Annotated in this window: 14 protein-coding genes and 1 other RNA gene; all 15 read right to left on the reverse strand. The window is 63.2% G+C overall.

Annotated features, from left to right (window positions below):
• Window positions 1–2: 2 nt before the first annotated feature.
• The 15 genes from murB to QTL96_RS04260 all read right to left on the reverse strand — a co-directional run bounded on the left by murB (window position 3) and on the right by QTL96_RS04260 (window position 17,480).
• Window positions 3–977 (reverse strand): UDP-N-acetylmuramate dehydrogenase, encoded by a 975-nt coding sequence (gene murB / locus QTL96_RS04190; protein WP_289726793.1) that lies wholly within the window; start codon window positions 975–977, stop codon window positions 3–5.
• A complete protein-coding gene (gene murC / locus QTL96_RS04195) occupies window positions 974–2,389 on the reverse strand; it encodes a UDP-N-acetylmuramate--L-alanine ligase (RefSeq protein ID WP_018897569.1) in 1,416 nt (471 codons plus the stop codon). Before murC ends, murB begins: the two co-directional genes overlap by 4 nt.
• Complete coding sequence (gene murG, locus QTL96_RS04200; protein WP_289726794.1) at window positions 2,386–3,516, reverse strand: undecaprenyldiphospho-muramoylpentapeptide beta-N-acetylglucosaminyltransferase; 1,131 nt, start codon at window positions 3,514–3,516, stop codon at window positions 2,386–2,388. Before murG ends, murC begins: the two co-directional genes overlap by 4 nt.
• A gap of 6 nt (window positions 3,517–3,522) precedes the next feature.
• The gene (gene ftsW / locus QTL96_RS04205; RefSeq protein ID WP_026282825.1) at window positions 3,523–4,677 is read right to left on the reverse strand and encodes a putative lipid II flippase FtsW; all 1,155 of its coding nucleotides are present in this window, start codon (window positions 4,675–4,677) and stop codon (window positions 3,523–3,525) included.
• Window position 4,678: 1 nt separating this feature from the next.
• Window positions 4,679–6,091, reverse strand: a complete 1,413-nt coding sequence (gene murD, locus QTL96_RS04210) for a UDP-N-acetylmuramoyl-L-alanine--D-glutamate ligase (RefSeq protein ID WP_289726795.1) — start codon at window positions 6,089–6,091, stop codon at window positions 4,679–4,681.
• Window positions 6,092–6,098: 7 nt separating this feature from the next.
• On the reverse strand, window positions 6,099–7,199 hold the full coding sequence (gene mraY / locus QTL96_RS04215; protein ID WP_047505803.1) for a phospho-N-acetylmuramoyl-pentapeptide-transferase: 1,101 nt from the start codon (window positions 7,197–7,199) through the stop codon (window positions 6,099–6,101).
• Window positions 7,200–7,221: 22 nt separating this feature from the next.
• Window positions 7,222–8,655, reverse strand: a complete 1,434-nt coding sequence (locus QTL96_RS04220) for a UDP-N-acetylmuramoylalanyl-D-glutamyl-2,6-diaminopimelate--D-alanyl-D-alanine ligase (protein WP_289726796.1) — start codon at window positions 8,653–8,655, stop codon at window positions 7,222–7,224.
• Window positions 8,652–10,112, reverse strand: coding sequence for a UDP-N-acetylmuramoyl-L-alanyl-D-glutamate--2,6-diaminopimelate ligase (locus tag QTL96_RS04225; RefSeq protein WP_289727169.1), 1,461 nt, complete (start codon window positions 10,110–10,112; stop codon window positions 8,652–8,654). The genes QTL96_RS04220 and QTL96_RS04225 overlap by 4 nt, the downstream gene beginning before the upstream one ends.
• Window positions 10,113–10,179: 67 nt before the next feature.
• On the reverse strand, window positions 10,180–11,931 hold the full coding sequence (locus tag QTL96_RS04230) for a penicillin-binding protein 2 (RefSeq protein WP_047505809.1): 1,752 nt from the start codon (window positions 11,929–11,931) through the stop codon (window positions 10,180–10,182).
• Window positions 11,932–11,933: 2 nt separating this feature from the next.
• Window positions 11,934–12,332, reverse strand: a complete 399-nt coding sequence (locus tag QTL96_RS04235) for a hypothetical protein (protein WP_289726797.1) — start codon at window positions 12,330–12,332, stop codon at window positions 11,934–11,936.
• A 1-nt stretch (window position 12,333) separates the two neighbouring features.
• Window positions 12,334–13,359, reverse strand: coding sequence for a 16S rRNA (cytosine(1402)-N(4))-methyltransferase RsmH (rsmH, locus tag QTL96_RS04240; protein WP_289726798.1), 1,026 nt, complete (start codon window positions 13,357–13,359; stop codon window positions 12,334–12,336).
• A 14-nt stretch (window positions 13,360–13,373) separates the two neighbouring features.
• The gene (mraZ, locus tag QTL96_RS04245; RefSeq protein WP_018897559.1) at window positions 13,374–13,814 is read right to left on the reverse strand and encodes a division/cell wall cluster transcriptional repressor MraZ; all 441 of its coding nucleotides are present in this window, start codon (window positions 13,812–13,814) and stop codon (window positions 13,374–13,376) included.
• An 824-nt stretch (window positions 13,815–14,638) separates the two neighbouring features.
• An RNA gene (gene rnpB / locus QTL96_RS04250) (RNase P RNA component class A) lies at window positions 14,639–15,034 on the reverse strand.
• 49 nt (window positions 15,035–15,083) lie between these two features.
• Window positions 15,084–16,280 carry an FAD-dependent oxidoreductase gene (locus tag QTL96_RS04255; protein ID WP_289726799.1) on the reverse strand — a complete coding sequence of 399 codons (1,197 nt, stop codon included), beginning with the start codon at window positions 16,278–16,280 and terminating at the stop codon, window positions 15,084–15,086.
• Window positions 16,281–16,292: 12 nt separating this feature from the next.
• Window positions 16,293–17,480 (reverse strand): FAD-dependent oxidoreductase, encoded by a 1,188-nt coding sequence (locus tag QTL96_RS04260; RefSeq protein WP_289726800.1) that lies wholly within the window; start codon window positions 17,478–17,480, stop codon window positions 16,293–16,295.
• Between the last annotated feature and the right edge of the window lie 73 nt (window positions 17,481–17,553).

The following is a 17,553-nucleotide window of genomic DNA, read 5'->3' on the forward strand; positions in this document are numbered from 1 at the left end:
GCCTATTCGCTCGTAACGCCATGGAACGGACGCACTTCGCGGCCGGGCATGAACAGGCCCAGGCGCTTGATTTCCCATTCCAGCTTGATGCCGGAATGCTCGAACACCTCGCGGCGAACCTGCTCGCCGAGATATTCGAGGTCGTAGCCGGTCGCCTGGCCGTTGTTGATCATGAAGTTGCAATGCAGCGACGACATCTGCGCGCCGCCGATGACGAGACCGCGGCATCCCGCTTCGTCGATCAGCTTCCACGCGGAGTGGCCCTCGGGGTTCTTGAAGGTCGAACCACCGGTCTTCTCGCGGATCGGCTGCACCGTCTCGCGATGGCTGCGCACCGCATCCATGTCGGCGCGGATCTTGGCGCGGTCCTCGGCATAGCCCTCGAACAGCACCGAGGTGAAGATCAGGTCGCTGGCGGCCGACGAATGGCGATACTCATAGCCCATGTCGGCATTCGACAGCACGTGCTTGTTGCCCTTGCGGTCGATCGCGGTGACCTCGACGACGCGATCATGCGTCTCGCCGCCATTGGCGCCGGCGTTCATGCGCGCGGCACCGCCGATGCTGCCGGGAATGCCGTAGTAGAAATGGAAACCGCCGATGCCGTTGTCCATCGCCATGGCCGCAACATGCTTGTCCGGGCAGATGGCACCAGCGCGCACGCGGTTTTCACCCGCGAGTTCAACCGAGCCGAAGCCCTTGGCGGAGAGACGCAGAACCACGCCGGGAATGCCGCCATCGCGGACCAGGATGTTCGAACCGACGCCGACCACGGTCATCGGCACATCCTCGGGCAGGATCTTCAGGAAAGCGATCAGATCTTCTTCGTCGTGCGGCTGGAACATCAGTTCCGCAAGGCCACCGGCATGGAACCAGGTGACGCGGTCCATCGGCGCATCCGGTGTAATCCTCCCGCGGATGTCCTTTACACCGTCGCCCAGCGACGCAAGAAGCTTTTGCCCATTCACCTGTTTCATGCGGATCTACCCGAAAGGCCTTCCAGTTGCTTGGGCAGCGCGGCTGCCCAATAAGTGATACTCCCAGCCCCCAACAGAACCACAAAATCGCCTGGCTTTGCAATCTCTGCGACCATTTCAGGCAACAACTCGGGAGAGGCGAGGAAGCGCGCATCGCGATGCCCGCCCGATTTGATCAGCGAAACAAGCGCTTCGGCGTTGGCGCCTTCGATCGGTTCTTCGCCGGCGGCATAGACCGGTGCCAGGAAAATGCTGTCCGCATCGTTGAAGCAGGCGGCGAATTCCTCAAACAGGCTCGCCAGGCGCGAGTAGCGGTGCGGCTGGTGCACGGCGATGACGCGGCCCTTGCACGCCTCGCGCGCGGCCTTCAGCACGGCCTTGATCTCGACCGGATGGTGACCGTAATCGTCGAAGATCTGGACGCCGTTCCATTCGCCGGTCAGCGTGAAGCGGCGCTTGACGCCGCCGAAGGAGGCAAGCCCCTTGGCGATATCCTCGCTCGACATGCCCAGGCGATTGGCGACGGCGATCGCCGCGGTCGCATTCGAAACATTGTGGCGGCCGGGCATCGGCAGGACGAGATTGTCGAGCTTGATGACCTGGCCGGTGCGGCGGCGGCGGATTTCGACGTCGAAGGTCGAGCGCGCGCCGTCGATGCGCACGTTCATGAAGCGCACGTCGGCCTGCGGGTTCTCGCCATAGGTCACGACCTTGCGGTCCTCGATGCGGCCGACCAGCGCCTGCACTTCGGGGTGATCCAGGCACATGACGCCGAAGCCGTAGAACGGCACGTTCTCGACGAACTGGCGGAACGCGGCGCGCACGGCATCGAAATTGCCGTAATGGTCGAGATGCTCGGGGTCGATATTGGTGACGACGGCGACGTCGGCCGGAAGCTTCAGGAAGGTGCCGTCCGATTCGTCGGCCTCCACCACCATCCACTCGCCCTCGCCCATTCGGGCATTGGTGCCGTAGGCATTGATGATGCCGCCATTGATGACGGTCGGATCGAGCCCGCCGGCTTCGAGCAGAGTCGCGACCATCGAGGTGGTCGTCGTCTTGCCGTGCGTGCCGCCGATCGCGATCGCATTGCGGAAGCGCATCAGTTCGGCCAGCATTTCGGCGCGGCGCACCACGGGCAGCAGCTTTTCGCGCGCGGCGATGAGCTCGGGATTGTCCTTCTTGATCGCGGTCGAAACGACGACGACCTCGGCATCGCCAAGGTTCTCGGCCTTGTGGCCGACGAAGACCTCGATGCCCTTGTCGCGCAGGCGCTGAACGTTGGCGCTATCGGCCTGGTCGGATCCCTGGACGCGATGGCCGAGATTGTGCAGCACCTCGGCGATCCCGCTCATGCCGATACCGCCGATGCCGATGAAATGGACGAGGCCGATGGCCTTCGGCATTTTCATGCGCTTTTCCCCTTGAACTCTGCAATTGTACGTCCCGCCGCAATAGCCTCTACCATGTCGGCAAGCAAGTTCGCTGCATCAGGTTTACCCGCCTGCTTGGCGGCGGCGGCCATACGCGCCAGCTTTTCCGGGTCGTTCATCGTGTGCGTCAGGATCGAGGCGATCTTCTCGGACGAGAGTTCGGCCTGCACGATCACCTTGGCGCCGCCGGTCGCCGCCAGCGACGCGGCATTGGCCGCCTGGTCGTGGTCGAGCGCATGCGGATAAGGCACCAGGATCGCTGGACGGCCGATGACCGAGATCTCGGAAACCGTCGAGGCACCGGAGCGGCAGATGACAAGATGCGCCTTGGCCAGCCGCTCGGCCATATCGGTGAAGAAGGGCGCGATGTCGGATGCGGCGCCCATCTGAAGCTTGGCGACGCAATCGCCGACCATGCCCATATCCTCGGGGCGGACCTGCTGGGTGATCCGGAGCCGCGCGCGCAGATCGTCGTCGAGCAGGCTGATCGCCGTCGGCATCGCCTTGGAAAAATACTGCGCGCCCTGGCTGCCGCCAAAGACGACGAGATTGAACGGCTCGCCGGCATACGACGGCGTGTAGGGCGTCTTCGCCGCCTCGATGACGGCAGGGCGAACAGGATTGCCCGTCGTCACCGTCTTCTCGGGAAAGGCACCGCCATTCTCCGGCAGGAAGCCGCCAGCGATCGCCTTGACGCGATTGGCGAGCGCCTTGTTGGCGCGGCCCATCACGGCGTTCTGCTCGTGGATCATCGTCGGCACGCCAAGACGCGTGGCGGCGAGCAGCGGCGGCACCGTCGGATAGCCGCCGAAGCCGACGACCACGACAGGCTTCAGCCGGCCGATCAGGCGCTTGGCCGCCCGCATGCCGCTCCACAGCGTCCACAGCGAACGCGCGACAGCGACAGGGTTCTTCGAGGCGATCGTCGCCGACGGCACGACATGGATCTCGTCGGCCGGGAATTTGCCGGCATAGCGCTCCGCCCGGCTGTCCGTCACCAGATGCACGGAATAGCCGCGTTCCTTCAGCTTGTAGGCCAGGGCCTCCGCCGGAAACACGTGGCCGCCGGTTCCCCCGGCGGCAAGCAGAACGATGCCTTTGCTCATATGGTCTTACTCCGCCGGAATGCCGTGCGCGACGCGAAACAGGCTCCGCTCCTGCGCACGCTTTTCCGGTCTGTGGCGCGTCAGCGCGAGAATGAACCCGGCCGTGACGCAGATGGCGACCATCGACGAACCGCCGTAGGAAATCAGCGGCAGGGTCATGCCCTTCGCCGGCAGCAGTTCGAGATTGACGCCCACGTTGATGATGGATTGTATGCCGATCTGCAGCACGAGGCCAGCGACGGCGAAACGGTTGAAATCGTTGCGCTCCTTGTAGGCATGCGACAGGCCGCGCAGCACCAGCGCCGAAAACAGCAAGACCAGAGCGATGCAGAAGATGATGCCGAACTCCTCGGCGGCGACCGAGAAGATGAAGTCGGTATGCGCGTCGGGGATGATGCGCTTGACGATACCCTCGCCCGGACCCTGGCCGAACCAGTCGCCACGGATGATCGCCTCGCGCGCCGTATCGATCTGGAACGTGTCGCCCTCGCCGGTCATGAACTTGTCGATACGCAACGCCACGTGCGGGAAGACGTAATAGGCGCTGACGAGACCGCCGACGCCACCGGCGCCGAGCACGATGATCCACAGCCACGGCATGCCGGCCATGAAGAACATGCCGCCCCACACCGCTGTCGTCAGGATGGTCTGACCAAGGTCGGGCTGCGCCACGAGAAGCGCCGCGACCATGCCGAAGAGGATGATGGCGAAGAGATTGCCCGGGATTTCCGGCTGGCGCGCATGCTCCGCAAACAGCCAGGCGCAGACGACGACGAAGGCCGGCTTCATGAATTCCGACGGCTGGATCGAGATGCCGGCGAGCGTCACCCAGCGGCGCGAACCCTTGACCTCGACGCCGAAGAACAGCGCCAATAGCATCATCGCGATCGCGACGATCAGCAGAAGGATCGCCGTGCGGCGCACCTGCCGCGGCGTCAGGAACGACAGGCCGATCATGACCGCCAGCGACGGGATCATGAAGGCCGCGTGGCGCTTGACGAAGTGGAACGGCTCCAGCCCGATGCGCTCGGCCACCGCCGGCGATGCGGCAAACGACAGCATGAAGCCGATGCCCATCAGGAAGATGAACATCGCCAGGAAGAACCGGTCGATGGTCCAGAACCAATCGGCCAATGCCCCGCGTTCCGCACGACTTACCATGTCACTTCTCTCCTGTTGCCGAACCGATCAGCATGGTTACTCCGTCGAGCGCTGCCACATGGCTCACAAATGCATCGCCCCTGACTTCGAAGTTCTTATATTGGTCGAAGCTTGCGCAAGCCGGTGCTAACATGACCGCCAATGGCCCGCTTTCGTCCTTTGCCGCATCGTCGGCCGCATGCGCCACCGCCTGGTCAAGCGTTCCCGAGATCTCGTAGGGAACAGCCTCGCCGAGCGTGGCGGCGAATTCCGCTGCTGCCTCGCCGATCAAATAGGCCTTGGCGATGCGCGGGAAGAACGGCGCAAGCGTCGTGATCCCGCCCGCCTTGGGCAGGCCGCCGGCGATCCAGTAGATGCGATCGTAGCTCGATAGAGCCGGTGCGGCCGCATCGGCATTGGTTGCCTTGGAATCGTTGACGAACACCACATTGCCGCGCCGGCCGACCGGCTGCATGCGGTGCTTGAGGCCCGGGAAGGATGCGAGACCAGCGCGGATATCCTCGACCGAGACGCCGGCCGCAAGGCAGGCGGCGACGGCGGCCGCCGCGTTCTGCGCGTTGTGGCTACCGCGCAGCGTCGGGATGCCATCGAGATCGGCGATCGGCAGTGCGGCACCCGCCTGCGCCTGGATGAGCTTCGTGCCCTCGGCATAGATGCCGTCGGCGAGCACATGGCGGCGGGAGATGCGCGTGACCTTGCCGCCTGCCCGCTCGATACGGTCGGCGATCATCTCGCAATGGCTGTCGTCGACGCCGACGATGGCGACGTCGCTGCCCGCGACCAGCCGCTCCTTGACGTCGGCATAGTGCTGCATCGTGCCGTGGCGATCGAGATGGTCGGGCGTAAGGTTGAGCAGGATGCCGGCCGACGGGTTGAGCGTCGGCGCGAGGTCGATCTGGTAGGACGAGCACTCGACGACGTAGAACCGTCCAGATTTCGGCGGCTCCAGCGTCAGCACCGCAGTGCCGATATTGCCGCCGAGCTGCGTGTCGCGGCCGCTCGACTTCAGGATATGGGCGATCAGCGCCGTAGTGGTCGACTTGCCGTTGGTGCCGGTGATGGCGATGAACGGCGCATCGGGCGCATGCGCCCGGCGCTCGCGCACGAAGAGCTCGACATCGCCGACGATATCCACGCCGGCGGCGCGCGCCAGATCGACCGTCCAGTGCGGCTTCGGATGCGTCAAAGGAACGCCCGGCGACAGCACGAACAGCGACTGCGCGTTCCAGTCGATCGTCCTGAGATCGGCTGTATGTATCCCCTCGGCCGCGGCCTTGGTCACGCTGTCGGGATTGTCGTCCCACGCCGTCACCTCCGCGCCCCCAAGGATCAGGGCGCGCGCCGTGGCGAAGCCGGAACCGCCGAGCCCGAAGAGCGCGACCTTTTTTCCAGAAAGCGTGGTGACCGGGATCATGATCTTATTACCGCAGCTTCAGCGTCGAGAGGCCGAGCATGGCAAGGCCGACGGCGATGATCCAGAAGCGGATGACCACCTGGCTTTCGGTCCAGCCCTTCTTCTCGAAATGGTGGTGGATCGGCGCCATCAGGAACACGCGGCGTCCGGTCATCTTGAAGAAGCCGACCTGGATGATGACGGACAGCGTTTCCATGACGAACAGGCCGCCGATGATCGCCATCACGATCTCGTGCTTGGTGGCGACGGCAACCGTGCCGATCGTGCCGCCAAGCGCCAGCGAACCGGTGTCGCCCATGAAGATGGCGGCGGGCGGCGCGTTGAACCACAGGAAGCCGAGGCCGGCGCCGATGACGGCACCAAGGACAACGGAAAGCTCCCCCGTGCCGGGCACGAAGTTGATCTGCAGGTAGTTCGCGAAGACGGCATTACCGGCGAGATAGGCGATGACGCCGAAGGAGGCCGCCGCGATCATGACGGGCACGATGGCGAGGCCATCGAGACCATCGGTCAGGTTGACCGCATTGCCGGCGCCGACGATGACGAAGCCGCCGAAGACCACGAACATGATGCCGAGGTTGATCAGGAAATCCTTGAAGAACGGAAACGCGATCGACGAACCGAAGGTGGAACCCGCAGGGCCCGAGGCCAGCGACGCCCGCATCATGAAATAGACGGCGATACCGGCGATGACGAATTCGATGCCGAGCCGCGCCTTGCCGGAGAAGCCCTTGTGGCTCTGCTTGCTGACTTTCAGATAGTCGTCATAGAAGCCGATCGCGCCGAAGCCGAGCGTGACGAGCAGCGTCGCCACGACATAGACGTTCGACAGGTCCGCCCACAGAAGCGACGAACCGACGATACCGGCCAGAATCATCAGGCCGCCCATGGTCGGCGTACCGGCCTTCTTGAAGTGCGTCTGCGGTCCGTCGGCGCGGATCGGCTGACCCTTGCCCTGGCGGATGCGCAGCGAGTTGATGATCATCGGCCCGAACAGGAAAACGATCAGCGCGGAGGTGAAGAGAGAGGCGCCCGTGCGGAACGTAATGTATCTGAACAGGTTCAGAAATTTCAGGTGTTCCGACAGTTCGACTAGCCAAATCAGCATTCAGGGCCCCTTGTTTACCCGCTCAAAATTCGCGTTGCGTGTCGGCAAATGGCGGGAACTTGTCAAGGAGCGCGGCAATAATCTTGCCGAAACCGATGCCCAATGACGATTTTACCATCAGCACGTCGCCTACCGCGACAGAGTTCAGTACGTGGTCGATGAGTTCGTCGGTCTGCGCGCGATGCACGACCGAAACGCTCTCGGGAAGTGATTCCTTCAGCGCCAGCATCTCGGGGCCGGCGAGCCAGACATGTTCAATGCCGGCGGCAAGCAGCGGCCCGGCGAGATCGGTATGGACCTTCTGCGAATAGTCGCCCATCTCGAGCATGTCGCCGAGCACGGCGATCCGCCGTCCCGATCCCGTCGGCATGGAGCTCGCGAGCAGCGCGATTGCCGCGCGCATCGATGTCGGATTGGCATTGTAGCTTTCGTCGATGACGGTGAAGCTGCCATGGCCGATCGAGAGCTTGTGGCGACGGCCCCTGCCCTTTTCGGCCTGCAGCGTCGCAAGTGCCGAAATCGCCGACTGCAGGTCGGCGCCGACGATCCTGGCGACGCCGAGAGCTGCCAGCGCGTTCTCGGCGATGTGCCGTCCGGGCGCGCCGATCGCGACCTCATGGGTTTCGCCGTCGATGGTGATCCACAAGGTCGAGCTCTGGTCGCCGCCGTTGAACTCCGCCATGCGGAAATCGGCCTTGGCGTGCTGCCCGAAGGAATGGATATGCTGAATGCCGCAGGCCTGCGCCGTGCGGTCGAGGAAATTGAACTGGTCGTTGTCGCGATTGAGCACGGCATGGCCGCTGGGCACGACACCCTCGAAGATCTCGGCCTTGGCGGTCGCGATTTCCTTGATGCTCTTGAAATTGCCGAGATGCGCCGGCGCGATCGTGGTGATGACGGCGACATGCGGCTCGATCATCTTCACCAGCGGACGGATTTCGTCCGGGTGGTTCATGCCCACCTCGAAGACGCCGAAATAGGTGTCGAGCGGCATGCGCGCGAGCGTCAGCGGCACGCCCCAGTGATTGTTGAAGGACGCGACCGACGCATGCACCTTGCCCGATGGCGCCAGAACCCGGCGCAGCATCTCCTTGGTGGTCGTCTTGCCGACGGAGCCGGTGACGGCGATGATCTGCGCACGAGAACGAGCCCGCGCCGCAAGCCCGAGCTTGCCGAGCGCCACCAGCACGTCCTCGACGACAATCATCGGCACGGTCAAGCGGCCGAGCGCCGGCAGCCGCGCCTCGCTGACGACGAGCAGCGCAGCACCATTGGCCATCGCCATCGACGCATAGTCGTGACCGTCGACCCGATCGCCCTTGATCGCGAAAAAGGCCTCACCCGGCTGGATCGAGCGGCTGTCGATCGCGATCCCGGTAATCCCCTCCGGCAAGGTGCCGAACGGGCGCCCGGCCATGGCCGTGATCATGTCCTGCGTTGTCCAAAGCCAATTCACGATTTCAGCTCCTCCAAAGCCTTGCGCAACTCGGCGTGATCCGAAAACGGCAGCGTGACGCCACCGATCGTCTGCCCCTCTTCATGCCCCTTGCCGGCAACGATCAGCGTGTCGCCGGAGTTCAGCATGGCAACCGCCTCGCGGATCGCCTGGGCGCGATCGGGGATCTCGGTGGCGCAAGGGGCCGCGGCCATGATCTCGGCGCGGATCGATGCAGGCTCTTCCGAGCGCGGATTGTCGTCGGTGACGACCACCACATCGGCGAGCCGGCAGGCGATCTCGCCCATGATCGGCCGCTTGCCGCGGTCGCGGTCTCCACCGCAGCCGAAGACGACGATGACGCGGCCCGTCGTGAAGGGGCGCACGGACTCAAGCACATTCGACAGCGCATCCGGCTTATGGGCGTAATCGACATAAGCGAGCGCACCGTCCTTGGTGTGGCCGACGAGCTCGAGACGACCGGAAGCGCCCTGCAGCTTCTCAAGTGCGGCCATCGCGACCTTGGCCGGCACGCCCGTGGACATGGCAAGGCCGGCAGCAACAAGCGCATTGGCCACCTGGAAATCACCGGCAAGCGGAATGTCGACCTCGAAGATCTGTCCCTCGGCGTGTATTTCGGCGACCTGCTTGTGGCGGAAATGCTCGACGCGCTTCAGCGTCAGATACTCGCCCTTGCGACCGACCGTGCGCACGACGTGCCCGGCATCGATCGCCGCCTTGATCGCCTGTTCCGACCATGCGTCGTCGGCAAAGATCACGGCGGGGTTGCCCTTCGGCAGCAGCGTATCGAAGAGCCGCATCTTGGCGGCCATATAGTCCTCGATCGTCGGATGATAGTCCATGTGATCGCGGCCGAGATTGGTGAAGGCGGCTGCGGCGAGCTCCACGCCATCGAGGCGCGACTGGTCGAGACCGTGGCTCGACGCTTCCATCGAGGCATGCGTCACGCCTTCGTCGGTCAGTTCGGCCAGCAGCGCGTGCAGCGACACCGGATCGGGTGTGGTCAGCGAGCCGTAATCGTTGCGGGTCGGCGAGACGACGCCGGTCGTGCCGATCATCGCGGCCGGGTGGCCGGCAAAGGCCCAGATCTGGCGGGTGAAGGAGGCGACCGACGTCTTGCCGGCGGTTCCTGTCACGGCGACCATGGTCTCCGGCTGCTTGCCGTAGAAATTGGCGGCTGCGAGCGACAGGAAGCGGCGCGGTTCGCTGACGACGAGAACGGGAATGGAGGCTTGCGTCGGATGCGAGGCGACCGCGACCGCGGCACCGCGCGCGGCGGCATCGGCGATAAAGCCCGCGCCGTCAGCCTTGGTGCCGGCGACGGCGACGAAAGCCATGCCGGGCGCGATCTTGCGGCTGTCGGCGGAAAGGCCGGAAATCTCCAGCGCGCCCACCGGGCCGTTCAGTTCTTCCTTCAATTCCGGAAACGCATTTCCGGCGATGTCCCTCAGTTTCATCGAACGCACACTTTTCTCTCGAGCCGTCGAGCCCCCATGGCGAATCGGCTGCGACATTCATCCAGACTCAATAAGACACCAACATGGCCGATCCGTCGTCACCGAACTTCGGTTCCACACCGAGGATTGGCGCCGCACGGGAGATGATGTTCTTGACCATGGGTGCGGCGGTATAAGCCGCGATGTTCTGGCCCTTTTCGCCATTGTGCGGCTCGTCGCAGAAGGTCAGCACGACATATTGCGGGTTCTCGATCGGAAATGCCGCCAGGAAGGCGTTGAAATTCAGGTTGGTGGCGTAGCGGCCGTTGACGACCTTGTCGGCCGTACCGGTCTTGCCGCCGACGTTGAAGCCGGGAACATCGGCGTTGCGGCCGGAGCCCTTCACGCCGTTGACCTTGAAGAGATAGCGGACGTCGTCGCTGGTGCTCTTCTTGACCACCACTTCAGCCACTTCATCAGCCTGATCGCGATTGCGCGGCAGGAAGGTCGGCTCGATCAGCTTGCCGCCATTGACAAGTGCCGCACCGGCGACAGCCGTCTGCAGCGGCGTCGTCGAGACACCGTGACCGAAGGAGATGGTCACCGAGTTGATCTTCTTCCAGACCTTCGGCTGGCTCGGCATCTTCACCTCGGGCAGCTCGGTCTTCATCTTGGTGAGCAGGCCAAGCTTCGTCAGGTAGTCCTTCTGCGCATCGATGCCGACGATGTCGATGATGCGGGCCGTACCGACGTTGGAGGAATACTGGAAGACTTCAGGCAGCGTCAGCCAACGGCGCTGGCCGTGGAAGTCGTGAATGGTGAAGCCGCCGATGTGCAGAGGCTGCGTCGCGTCGAAGCTGGAGTTGAGGTTGACCTTGCCGGTGTCGAGCGCCATGGCGAGCGAGAAGGTCTTGAAGGTCGAGCCCATCTCGAACGTGCCGTTCGACATGCGGTTCAGCCAGCCTTCCTTGGCGCCCTCGAGCGGGTTGTTCGGATCGAAATCCGGTGCCGATGCCATGGCGAGCACCTCGCCCGTGTGGATGTCGAGGACGACGGCGCCCGCACCCTTGGCCTCGTAATTCTTCACGGCGTTGACGACGATATCGCGCACGATGTTCTGGACGCGGATATCGATCGACAGCTTGACCGGCTCCAGCGGCTGATCGCTGGTCATGCCGACCATTGCGAGATCGGCCAGCCCCTGGTCGTCGATGTATTTCTCCATGCCGGCAACGCCGCGATTGTCGATGTTGACGTAGCCGAGGATATGCGCGGCGGTCGCACCACCGGGATAGAAGCGGCGCTTCTCCGGGCGGAAGCCGATGCCGGGAATGCCGAGCGCCAGGATCTGGCTCTGCTGCTTCGGCGATAGCTGGCGGCGCAGCCAGGCGAAGTGCGAATTGCGGTTGGCGAGCTTCTTGTATGTGCCCTTCATGTCGAGATCGGGCAGCACGGTCGTCAGCTTCTCGACGGCCTCGTCGGCATCGACGATCTTGTTCGGCTCGGCAAACAGCGAGACCGTGCGGATATCGGTCGCCAGCACTTCGCCGTTGCGATCGAGAATATCGGGACGCGACGCTAGCAGGCGGTCGGGCGGCAGGATGCTGGAGACGACGTCGGGATCACGCACCGCGTATTCGACGAGACGCCCGCCGATGACGCAGTAGACACAGACGAAGGCGAAGGCCAGAAGGCCGACGCGGCTCTTGGCCTGGCCGCTGCGCTTCTTGCGCGAGCCCTGGATCGACACACTGCCTGATGGACCGCCGAACCGGCTGTAGACGCCGGAGGAAAAGTGGGCCTGGCTCTTGGCAACCATGATGCGTGAAAGAAAGGACATCTCTACTCCACAGATCCGGTTGTCATTTCGTCTTCTTCCTCAACAGGCTTGGGCGCGACCTTCGGCTTCGGCTTGCCGGTCTTGGCGTCGGCAATCTCCGGCACCGGCACCTGCGCCTTCAGCATCGGCAGCTCCTTGGCATGCACCAGCGAGGTCGAGACGGTCGGCTGCAGCTGCAGCTCGCTATTGTAGTTGTTGACCAGCCGCTCCAGCCGGTTCGGCTGAGATTGCAGCGCCCAGTCTGCCTTCAGAAGATCGATCGTGTCCTTCTCGAGCTTGATCTCCGCTTCGAGGCGGTGAACCTCCTCGAGCTTGAGTTCGGCCCGATGCTTGATCGTATAGGTCACGGCGGCGGCGGCCGTCATGACGCCAACAAGAACGAGGTCGAAGGTTCTCAGCATATCAGGCTCCGAGCTTTCCGAGGCTTGCGAGGTTGGGCAGTCCGAAGATCGACATGTCGGCGGCTTCCGCAGGTGCCGTGGTTCTCAGACCCGCACGCAGCTTGGCGGAACGGGCGCGCGGATTGATCTCCGCTTCCGCGTCGCTTGCCGACACCATCGGCTTGCCGATCCGGTCGAAGGTGGCGGCGCGCTCGTGAGCGATCGGCATATGGCGCGAGCCGGATGCCTTGCCGGCGCGATCGGAGAAGAAGGTCTTGACGATGCGGTCTTCCAGCGAATGGAAGGTGACGACCACGAGACGGCCGCCCGGCTTCAATGCCTGTTCGGCCGCAAACAGCGCCTGCGCCAACTCGCCGAGCTCGTCGTTGACGAAGATGCGCAGCGCCTGGAACACCCGTGTCGCCGGATGGATCTTGTCCTTCATCTTGCGCGGCGTGACGATCTCGATCAGGCCCGCCAGATCGCGCGTCGTCTCGAACGGCTTCTCGGCACGGCGCTTCTCGATCGCATGCGCGATGCGCGGCGACTGGCTCTCCTCGCCGAGGAAATGGAAGATGCGGATGAGTTCGGCCACCTTGGCGCGGTTGACGACATCGGCGGCGGAAACGCCGGATGCCGACATGCGCATGTCGAGCGGCCCGTTCTTCTGGAACGAGAAGCCGCGATCGGCTTCGTCGATCTGCATCGACGACACGCCGATATCGAGCACGACGCCATCAAGGCCACCGGCGGGCGCGTGATCGGCCAGCCGCGAGAATTGCGAGTGAATGAGCTTCAGGCGACCGCCATGCGCCTCGACCAGCGCCTGCCCGCCCGCGATCGCCGTCGGATCACGATCGAGCGCGATCACCTCGGCACCACCAGACAGAATGGCAGACGTATAGCCGCCCGCGCCAAACGTGCCATCGAGAATGACCTTGCCGGCAGCAGGCTCCAGCGCCGTCAGCACCTCGTTGAGAAGAACCGGAATGTGGCGAACCGGTCCGCCACCGGCATCAGTTGAACCTTCGCCAGGATTCGCCGCCATTCCGTTCCCTCGTGTTACGAGGAACGCTTGCCCGCCAGCCTGCGCTCCTCTCGTGCTCGTTGCTGCACCGCCTGAAATTCCTTCGGCTGCCACAGCTGAAAATGATCCGCCCGACCGACGAAGGTCACTTCGTCCGAGATACCGGTGAAGTCGCGAATGAAATCCGTGACCATCAACCGCCCCTCGGCGTCGAGCTTCATGAAGACCCCGCCCCCATGAATGAGAAGCGACATCTCGTTCGCTTCCGGCGAAAACGGATCTTCCGCAGCGATCTGCCGCTCGAACCTTTCGAGAAGGTCCGAACCGCCGACGCTGATCGCCGGAAACACAAAATCCTGGAAGCAGTACAAATCCTGGATGTTGCCCTGCGCCATCACCGATCGAAACGCCGCGGGCACGGAGACCCTGCCCTTGGAATCGATCCTGTTGGTCGCATGTGAAAGGAAGCGGCCCATGACACGAAACATCCGTTCCCGAAAGAGCCCGGACAGCGATTAGGCGCCCCGAACCCCATTTCTCAGACACAGCTTCGCCAGCCGGATGGACGACATTCCATCCAGCGCCTCCGGTGAGGAGTACGCCTTTACTTTGCGATTGGTGGGCACTTGATTGCCCTTGCGCAGTGCAGGAATGGGATAACATGGGACCATATGGGCGTCAATGGGAAACGCCCGTCTCACGATGAGCGCAGTATCGAAAATTTATAAGCTGTTAAGTTTAACAAAGGGTTATGAACGCCCGAATTCTCGACGTCCGAAGCGCCCTAGAGCGACACCGCAGCGTGTGGCGAAAAACATCCCCGGTTGCGGAAAATGAATTCGAACACGCCGCGCAGGTGAAAATCACAAAACTCAACTTTAAATGCACATCTGGCCATGAAACACCTCGAGCCACCTCCCCGTTCACCCGCATGTGTTCAACCGGCGTCTTATGCCTACTATGTCGTTAACGGAAAATAATGTATTTTAGATATCATGCATACACAAAGACAAAAACATATCCATTTGCAGAACAAACTAAGAAATCACGGAGAAAATCCATGGCGAGTTTTAGCTTCAAGGGAATGTTGGCTGGAATGAAGTCGCCGAATACTCAGCCTCCACTGAAGAAAGTCGGGATGACTTCTGAAATTCAGTGCGTAAACTGTGGAAAACTACTCAAGCGATGGTCGGTGCTTTCGCTGAGCAGCACCGTTTGCGAGGAGTGTCTGCGCCAGCCGCCAACGTCTCACTGAGCCCTAAAGGGCCAGTGAAATCGTATGGACGTCGATGAAAAGACAATCGCCAGTTGGCCTGTAAGCCGGGTTCTGTATGGCTCCGGCCGAAACCGGAACGTGGCAGCCATTCCTCTGGGACAACGTTTGCACGTTGCCTCTCGCAACCCACCCGGATGACTGGCCTGGAAACCAGCCGGACGGCTTGCGCCGCCCGCGTCATCCCTATTCGGTCTTGCTCCCGGTGGGGTTTACCTTGCCATCGCCGTTGCCGGAGACGCGGTGGGCTCTTACCCCACCCTTTCACCCTTACCTGCCGAAGCAGGCGGTTTGCTTTCTGTGGCACTTTCCCTGAGGTCGCCCTCGCCGGACGTTATCCGGCACCGTGTTTCCGTGGAGCCCGGACTTTCCTCACCCTACCGTCTTTCGACATTGGTAAAGCGCGGCTGCCCGGCCAACTGGCCCGGCTCCCTTAACCGAGACTGGGAGCGAATGCCAACAAAATATCGCGTCAGGCTTCGCGGAAATACGGTTTGAAATCCGTCGCGTAGCCCTGTCCGTTGATTCGACCTTCGAGCAGCAGCAACGCGCCGAGCCGGCCGATCTCGTCCGAGCTCTTGGCAGCCGTGCCGCAACCGCCCGTGAGAACGCCGATACGCGGCGACGCGGTATAGCCGATCATCGGATGCCCGCTCGGCGTGAACGAGACGACGCAGGAGCCGCTCGAGGTGGAGACCGGGCGAAGCTCCGGCACGACACGCTGGATCAGCCGCGTCAGATGCGACTGCACGCTCTCGCGTCCATCGGTCTTGAACCAGTCCCGCAGCTCTGGCTCGCGGTCCAGTCTGACATCATCGGGATCACCGCCGATCTTCATGTAGAGCTTACCATCCGGATAGCGGATCGGCGGCAGCATGTAGAAATCGTCAAGACCATCGACGCCGTGCGAGATCAGCGACGGCATGCCGGCAAACCGCGCGGCGGCAGCCTCGTCGACCTCGTAGAAGGCGATGGTGCGCGCATAAACCTTCAGATCAACAGGCTGCGGCAAGAGATTCTCCGCAATGGAAAAACCGCCGGCAGCGAGCAGCACCTTCTCGGCCCAATATGTCTTCCCATCAGCCGTCTCGACGGCAATCAGACCGCCCTCGTCCCGGATCGACACCGCGACCTCGCGGATGACGGAAGCCCCGGCCCTCTCGGCGGCGATCGACTGCGCCCTGACCAGATTGCGCGGGCTGATATAGCCGGCCCCCGTCGCCTCATGCACACCCTCGGTGCCGGCGGCAAAGGCGAAGAACGGAAACCGCGCCTTCAGGCCGGCATCGTCGAGCAGCGACGTCTCGACCCCAAGCGACCGGGCAGCAGACGATGTCCGCTCGACATAGCCATCCGGGCCGCCGCGCGCCGGGCCGACCACAAGGCAGCCTGCGGGCGTGTAGAAGGAAACGCCGCTCTCCCGCTCGATCTCGGCATAGCGGCCGATCGAGCGATTGGCGAGCAGGGCCCAATCGCGGTCGGGATCGATGGTGCGGGTGATGCGGCCCTCGTCGTAATGGCTGGCGAAGACGCCGTCATGCCGCTTGCGATCCTGAGGTTCGTCCGGGCCGATGACGGCAACGCCATCGGTCGACTTCGCGAGATGCCGGGCAGCGGCAGCGCCCATCATGCCGCGACCGACGATGATATATTTGAAATCCACGCTCATGACCGTCCCGATCTATCGAAAAGAAGGTGTCAGCTGCCGGCCGAAATCGGCGTCGCCAAGCTCGCCTTCCGCAAGCAGCACCGCACCAAGCCGCCCCAGCTCGTCCGACGACTTCGCGGCAACGAAATTGCCGCCCGTCAGCACCGCGATGCGTGGCGAGGAGGTAAAACCGGCATAGGGATAGGCGGTCGGCGTGAAGGTCGCGACGCATGGCGCAGATGTCACCGGGCATCCGGCAAGATCAGGCATCAGCTCCAGGGCCGTGGCGACCAGCAGATCGCGCTCGGCGGGGTCGCCATCCGACCGGAACCAGGCCCCGGCATCCTGAAGCGTGTCGAAGCTACGCGTCTCGGTATCGCCGCCAAGCTTCAGATAGGTCTTGCCGTCGGGATAAAGCACCGGCGGAAGAATATAGACATGATCCTCGTCGCGGTCGCCAAACACGATGCTCGACGGCATGCCGCCGAAGATCGCCTTCTCGCGCTCGCCGAGTTCGTAGAAAACAACCGTTCGCGCAGCGACGCGGGTATCCACGGGCGCGGGAAGAAGCTGATTGAAATTGCTGAAACCGCCGGCCGCGACAAGCACGCGCTCGGCCGTATAGGTCCGGTCGCCAACGCTCACCTCGACATGCGAGCCGGCATCCCGGACGCTGGTTACCGTCGCATCGATGATGGTGACGCCGCCCACTTCCGCAAGCGCTGTCTGCGCGCGCACCAGGGCGCGTGGATTGACATGGCCGGCCCGGCGTTTCTCGTAATAGCCGCTGAAGCTCTCCCGCAGCGTGAACTCCGGAAAGCGCTGGCGCAAGGTGGCCGCATCCAGCACCTCATACTCGACGCCGAGCCCGTCGGAGACCTCGATCGCGCGTCCGAGATAGCCCTGCCCCGGTTGCGGCACCGGCCCGGCGAACAGGCATCCGGCTTCGGTGAAGAAGGAGATGCCGCTCTTCGCCTCGATCTCGGCGTAGCGGTCGAGCGAACGGGCGGCAAGCGTCGCCCAGACGATATTGTCGTCGAAGGTGCGGGTAATGCGCGCCTCGTCATAGTGGCTCGCGAACACGCCGTGGTGGCTCTTGCGTTCGACAGGCTCGCTCGGGCCGATAAGCGCCACCCCTTCGATCATCGCGCTGAGATGCCGGGCCGCAGCCGCGCCCATCATTCCGCGCCCGATTATGATCGCCTTGAAATCACATGCCATGTCTCACCTCGTTTCAAGGTGAGATAGCACGATCTGCAAGTTGAATCATATTGTTAAGTCATGCCCACAGGTG

The sequence above is a fragment of the Rhizobium sp. S163 genome (genome assembly GCF_030380805.1).
Taxonomy (GTDB): domain Bacteria; phylum Pseudomonadota; class Alphaproteobacteria; order Rhizobiales; family Rhizobiaceae; genus Rhizobium.

Excerpts from the sequence above, each read along its gene's own strand:
- murB (WP_289726793.1), bottom strand. The coding sequence starts at position 977 with ATGAAACAGGTGAATGGGCAAAAGCTTCTTGCGTCGCTGGGCGACGGT.
- murC (WP_018897569.1), bottom strand. The coding sequence starts at position 2,389 with ATGAAAATGCCGAAGGCCATCGGCCTCGTCCATTTCATCGGCATCGGC.
- murG (WP_289726794.1), bottom strand. The coding sequence starts at position 3,516 with ATGAGCAAAGGCATCGTTCTGCTTGCCGCCGGGGGAACCGGCGGCCAC.
- ftsW (WP_026282825.1), bottom strand. The coding sequence starts at position 4,677 with ATGGTAAGTCGTGCGGAACGCGGGGCATTGGCCGATTGGTTCTGGACC.
- murD (WP_289726795.1), bottom strand. The coding sequence starts at position 6,091 with ATGATCCCGGTCACCACGCTTTCTGGAAAAAAGGTCGCGCTCTTCGGG.
- mraY (WP_047505803.1), bottom strand. The coding sequence starts at position 7,199 with ATGCTGATTTGGCTAGTCGAACTGTCGGAACACCTGAAATTTCTGAAC.
- QTL96_RS04225 (WP_289727169.1), bottom strand. The coding sequence starts at position 10,112 with ATGAAACTGAGGGACATCGCCGGAAATGCGTTTCCGGAATTGAAGGAA.
- QTL96_RS04230 (WP_047505809.1), bottom strand. The coding sequence starts at position 11,931 with ATGTCCTTTCTTTCACGCATCATGGTTGCCAAGAGCCAGGCCCACTTT.
- QTL96_RS04235 (WP_289726797.1), bottom strand. The coding sequence starts at position 12,332 with ATGCTGAGAACCTTCGACCTCGTTCTTGTTGGCGTCATGACGGCCGCC.
- rsmH (WP_289726798.1), bottom strand. The coding sequence starts at position 13,359 with ATGGCGGCGAATCCTGGCGAAGGTTCAACTGATGCCGGTGGCGGACCG.
- mraZ (WP_018897559.1), bottom strand. The coding sequence starts at position 13,814 with ATGGGCCGCTTCCTTTCACATGCGACCAACAGGATCGATTCCAAGGGC.
- QTL96_RS04255 (WP_289726799.1), bottom strand. The coding sequence starts at position 16,280 with ATGAGCGTGGATTTCAAATATATCATCGTCGGTCGCGGCATGATGGGC.
- QTL96_RS04260 (WP_289726800.1), bottom strand. The coding sequence starts at position 17,480 with ATGGCATGTGATTTCAAGGCGATCATAATCGGGCGCGGAATGATGGGC.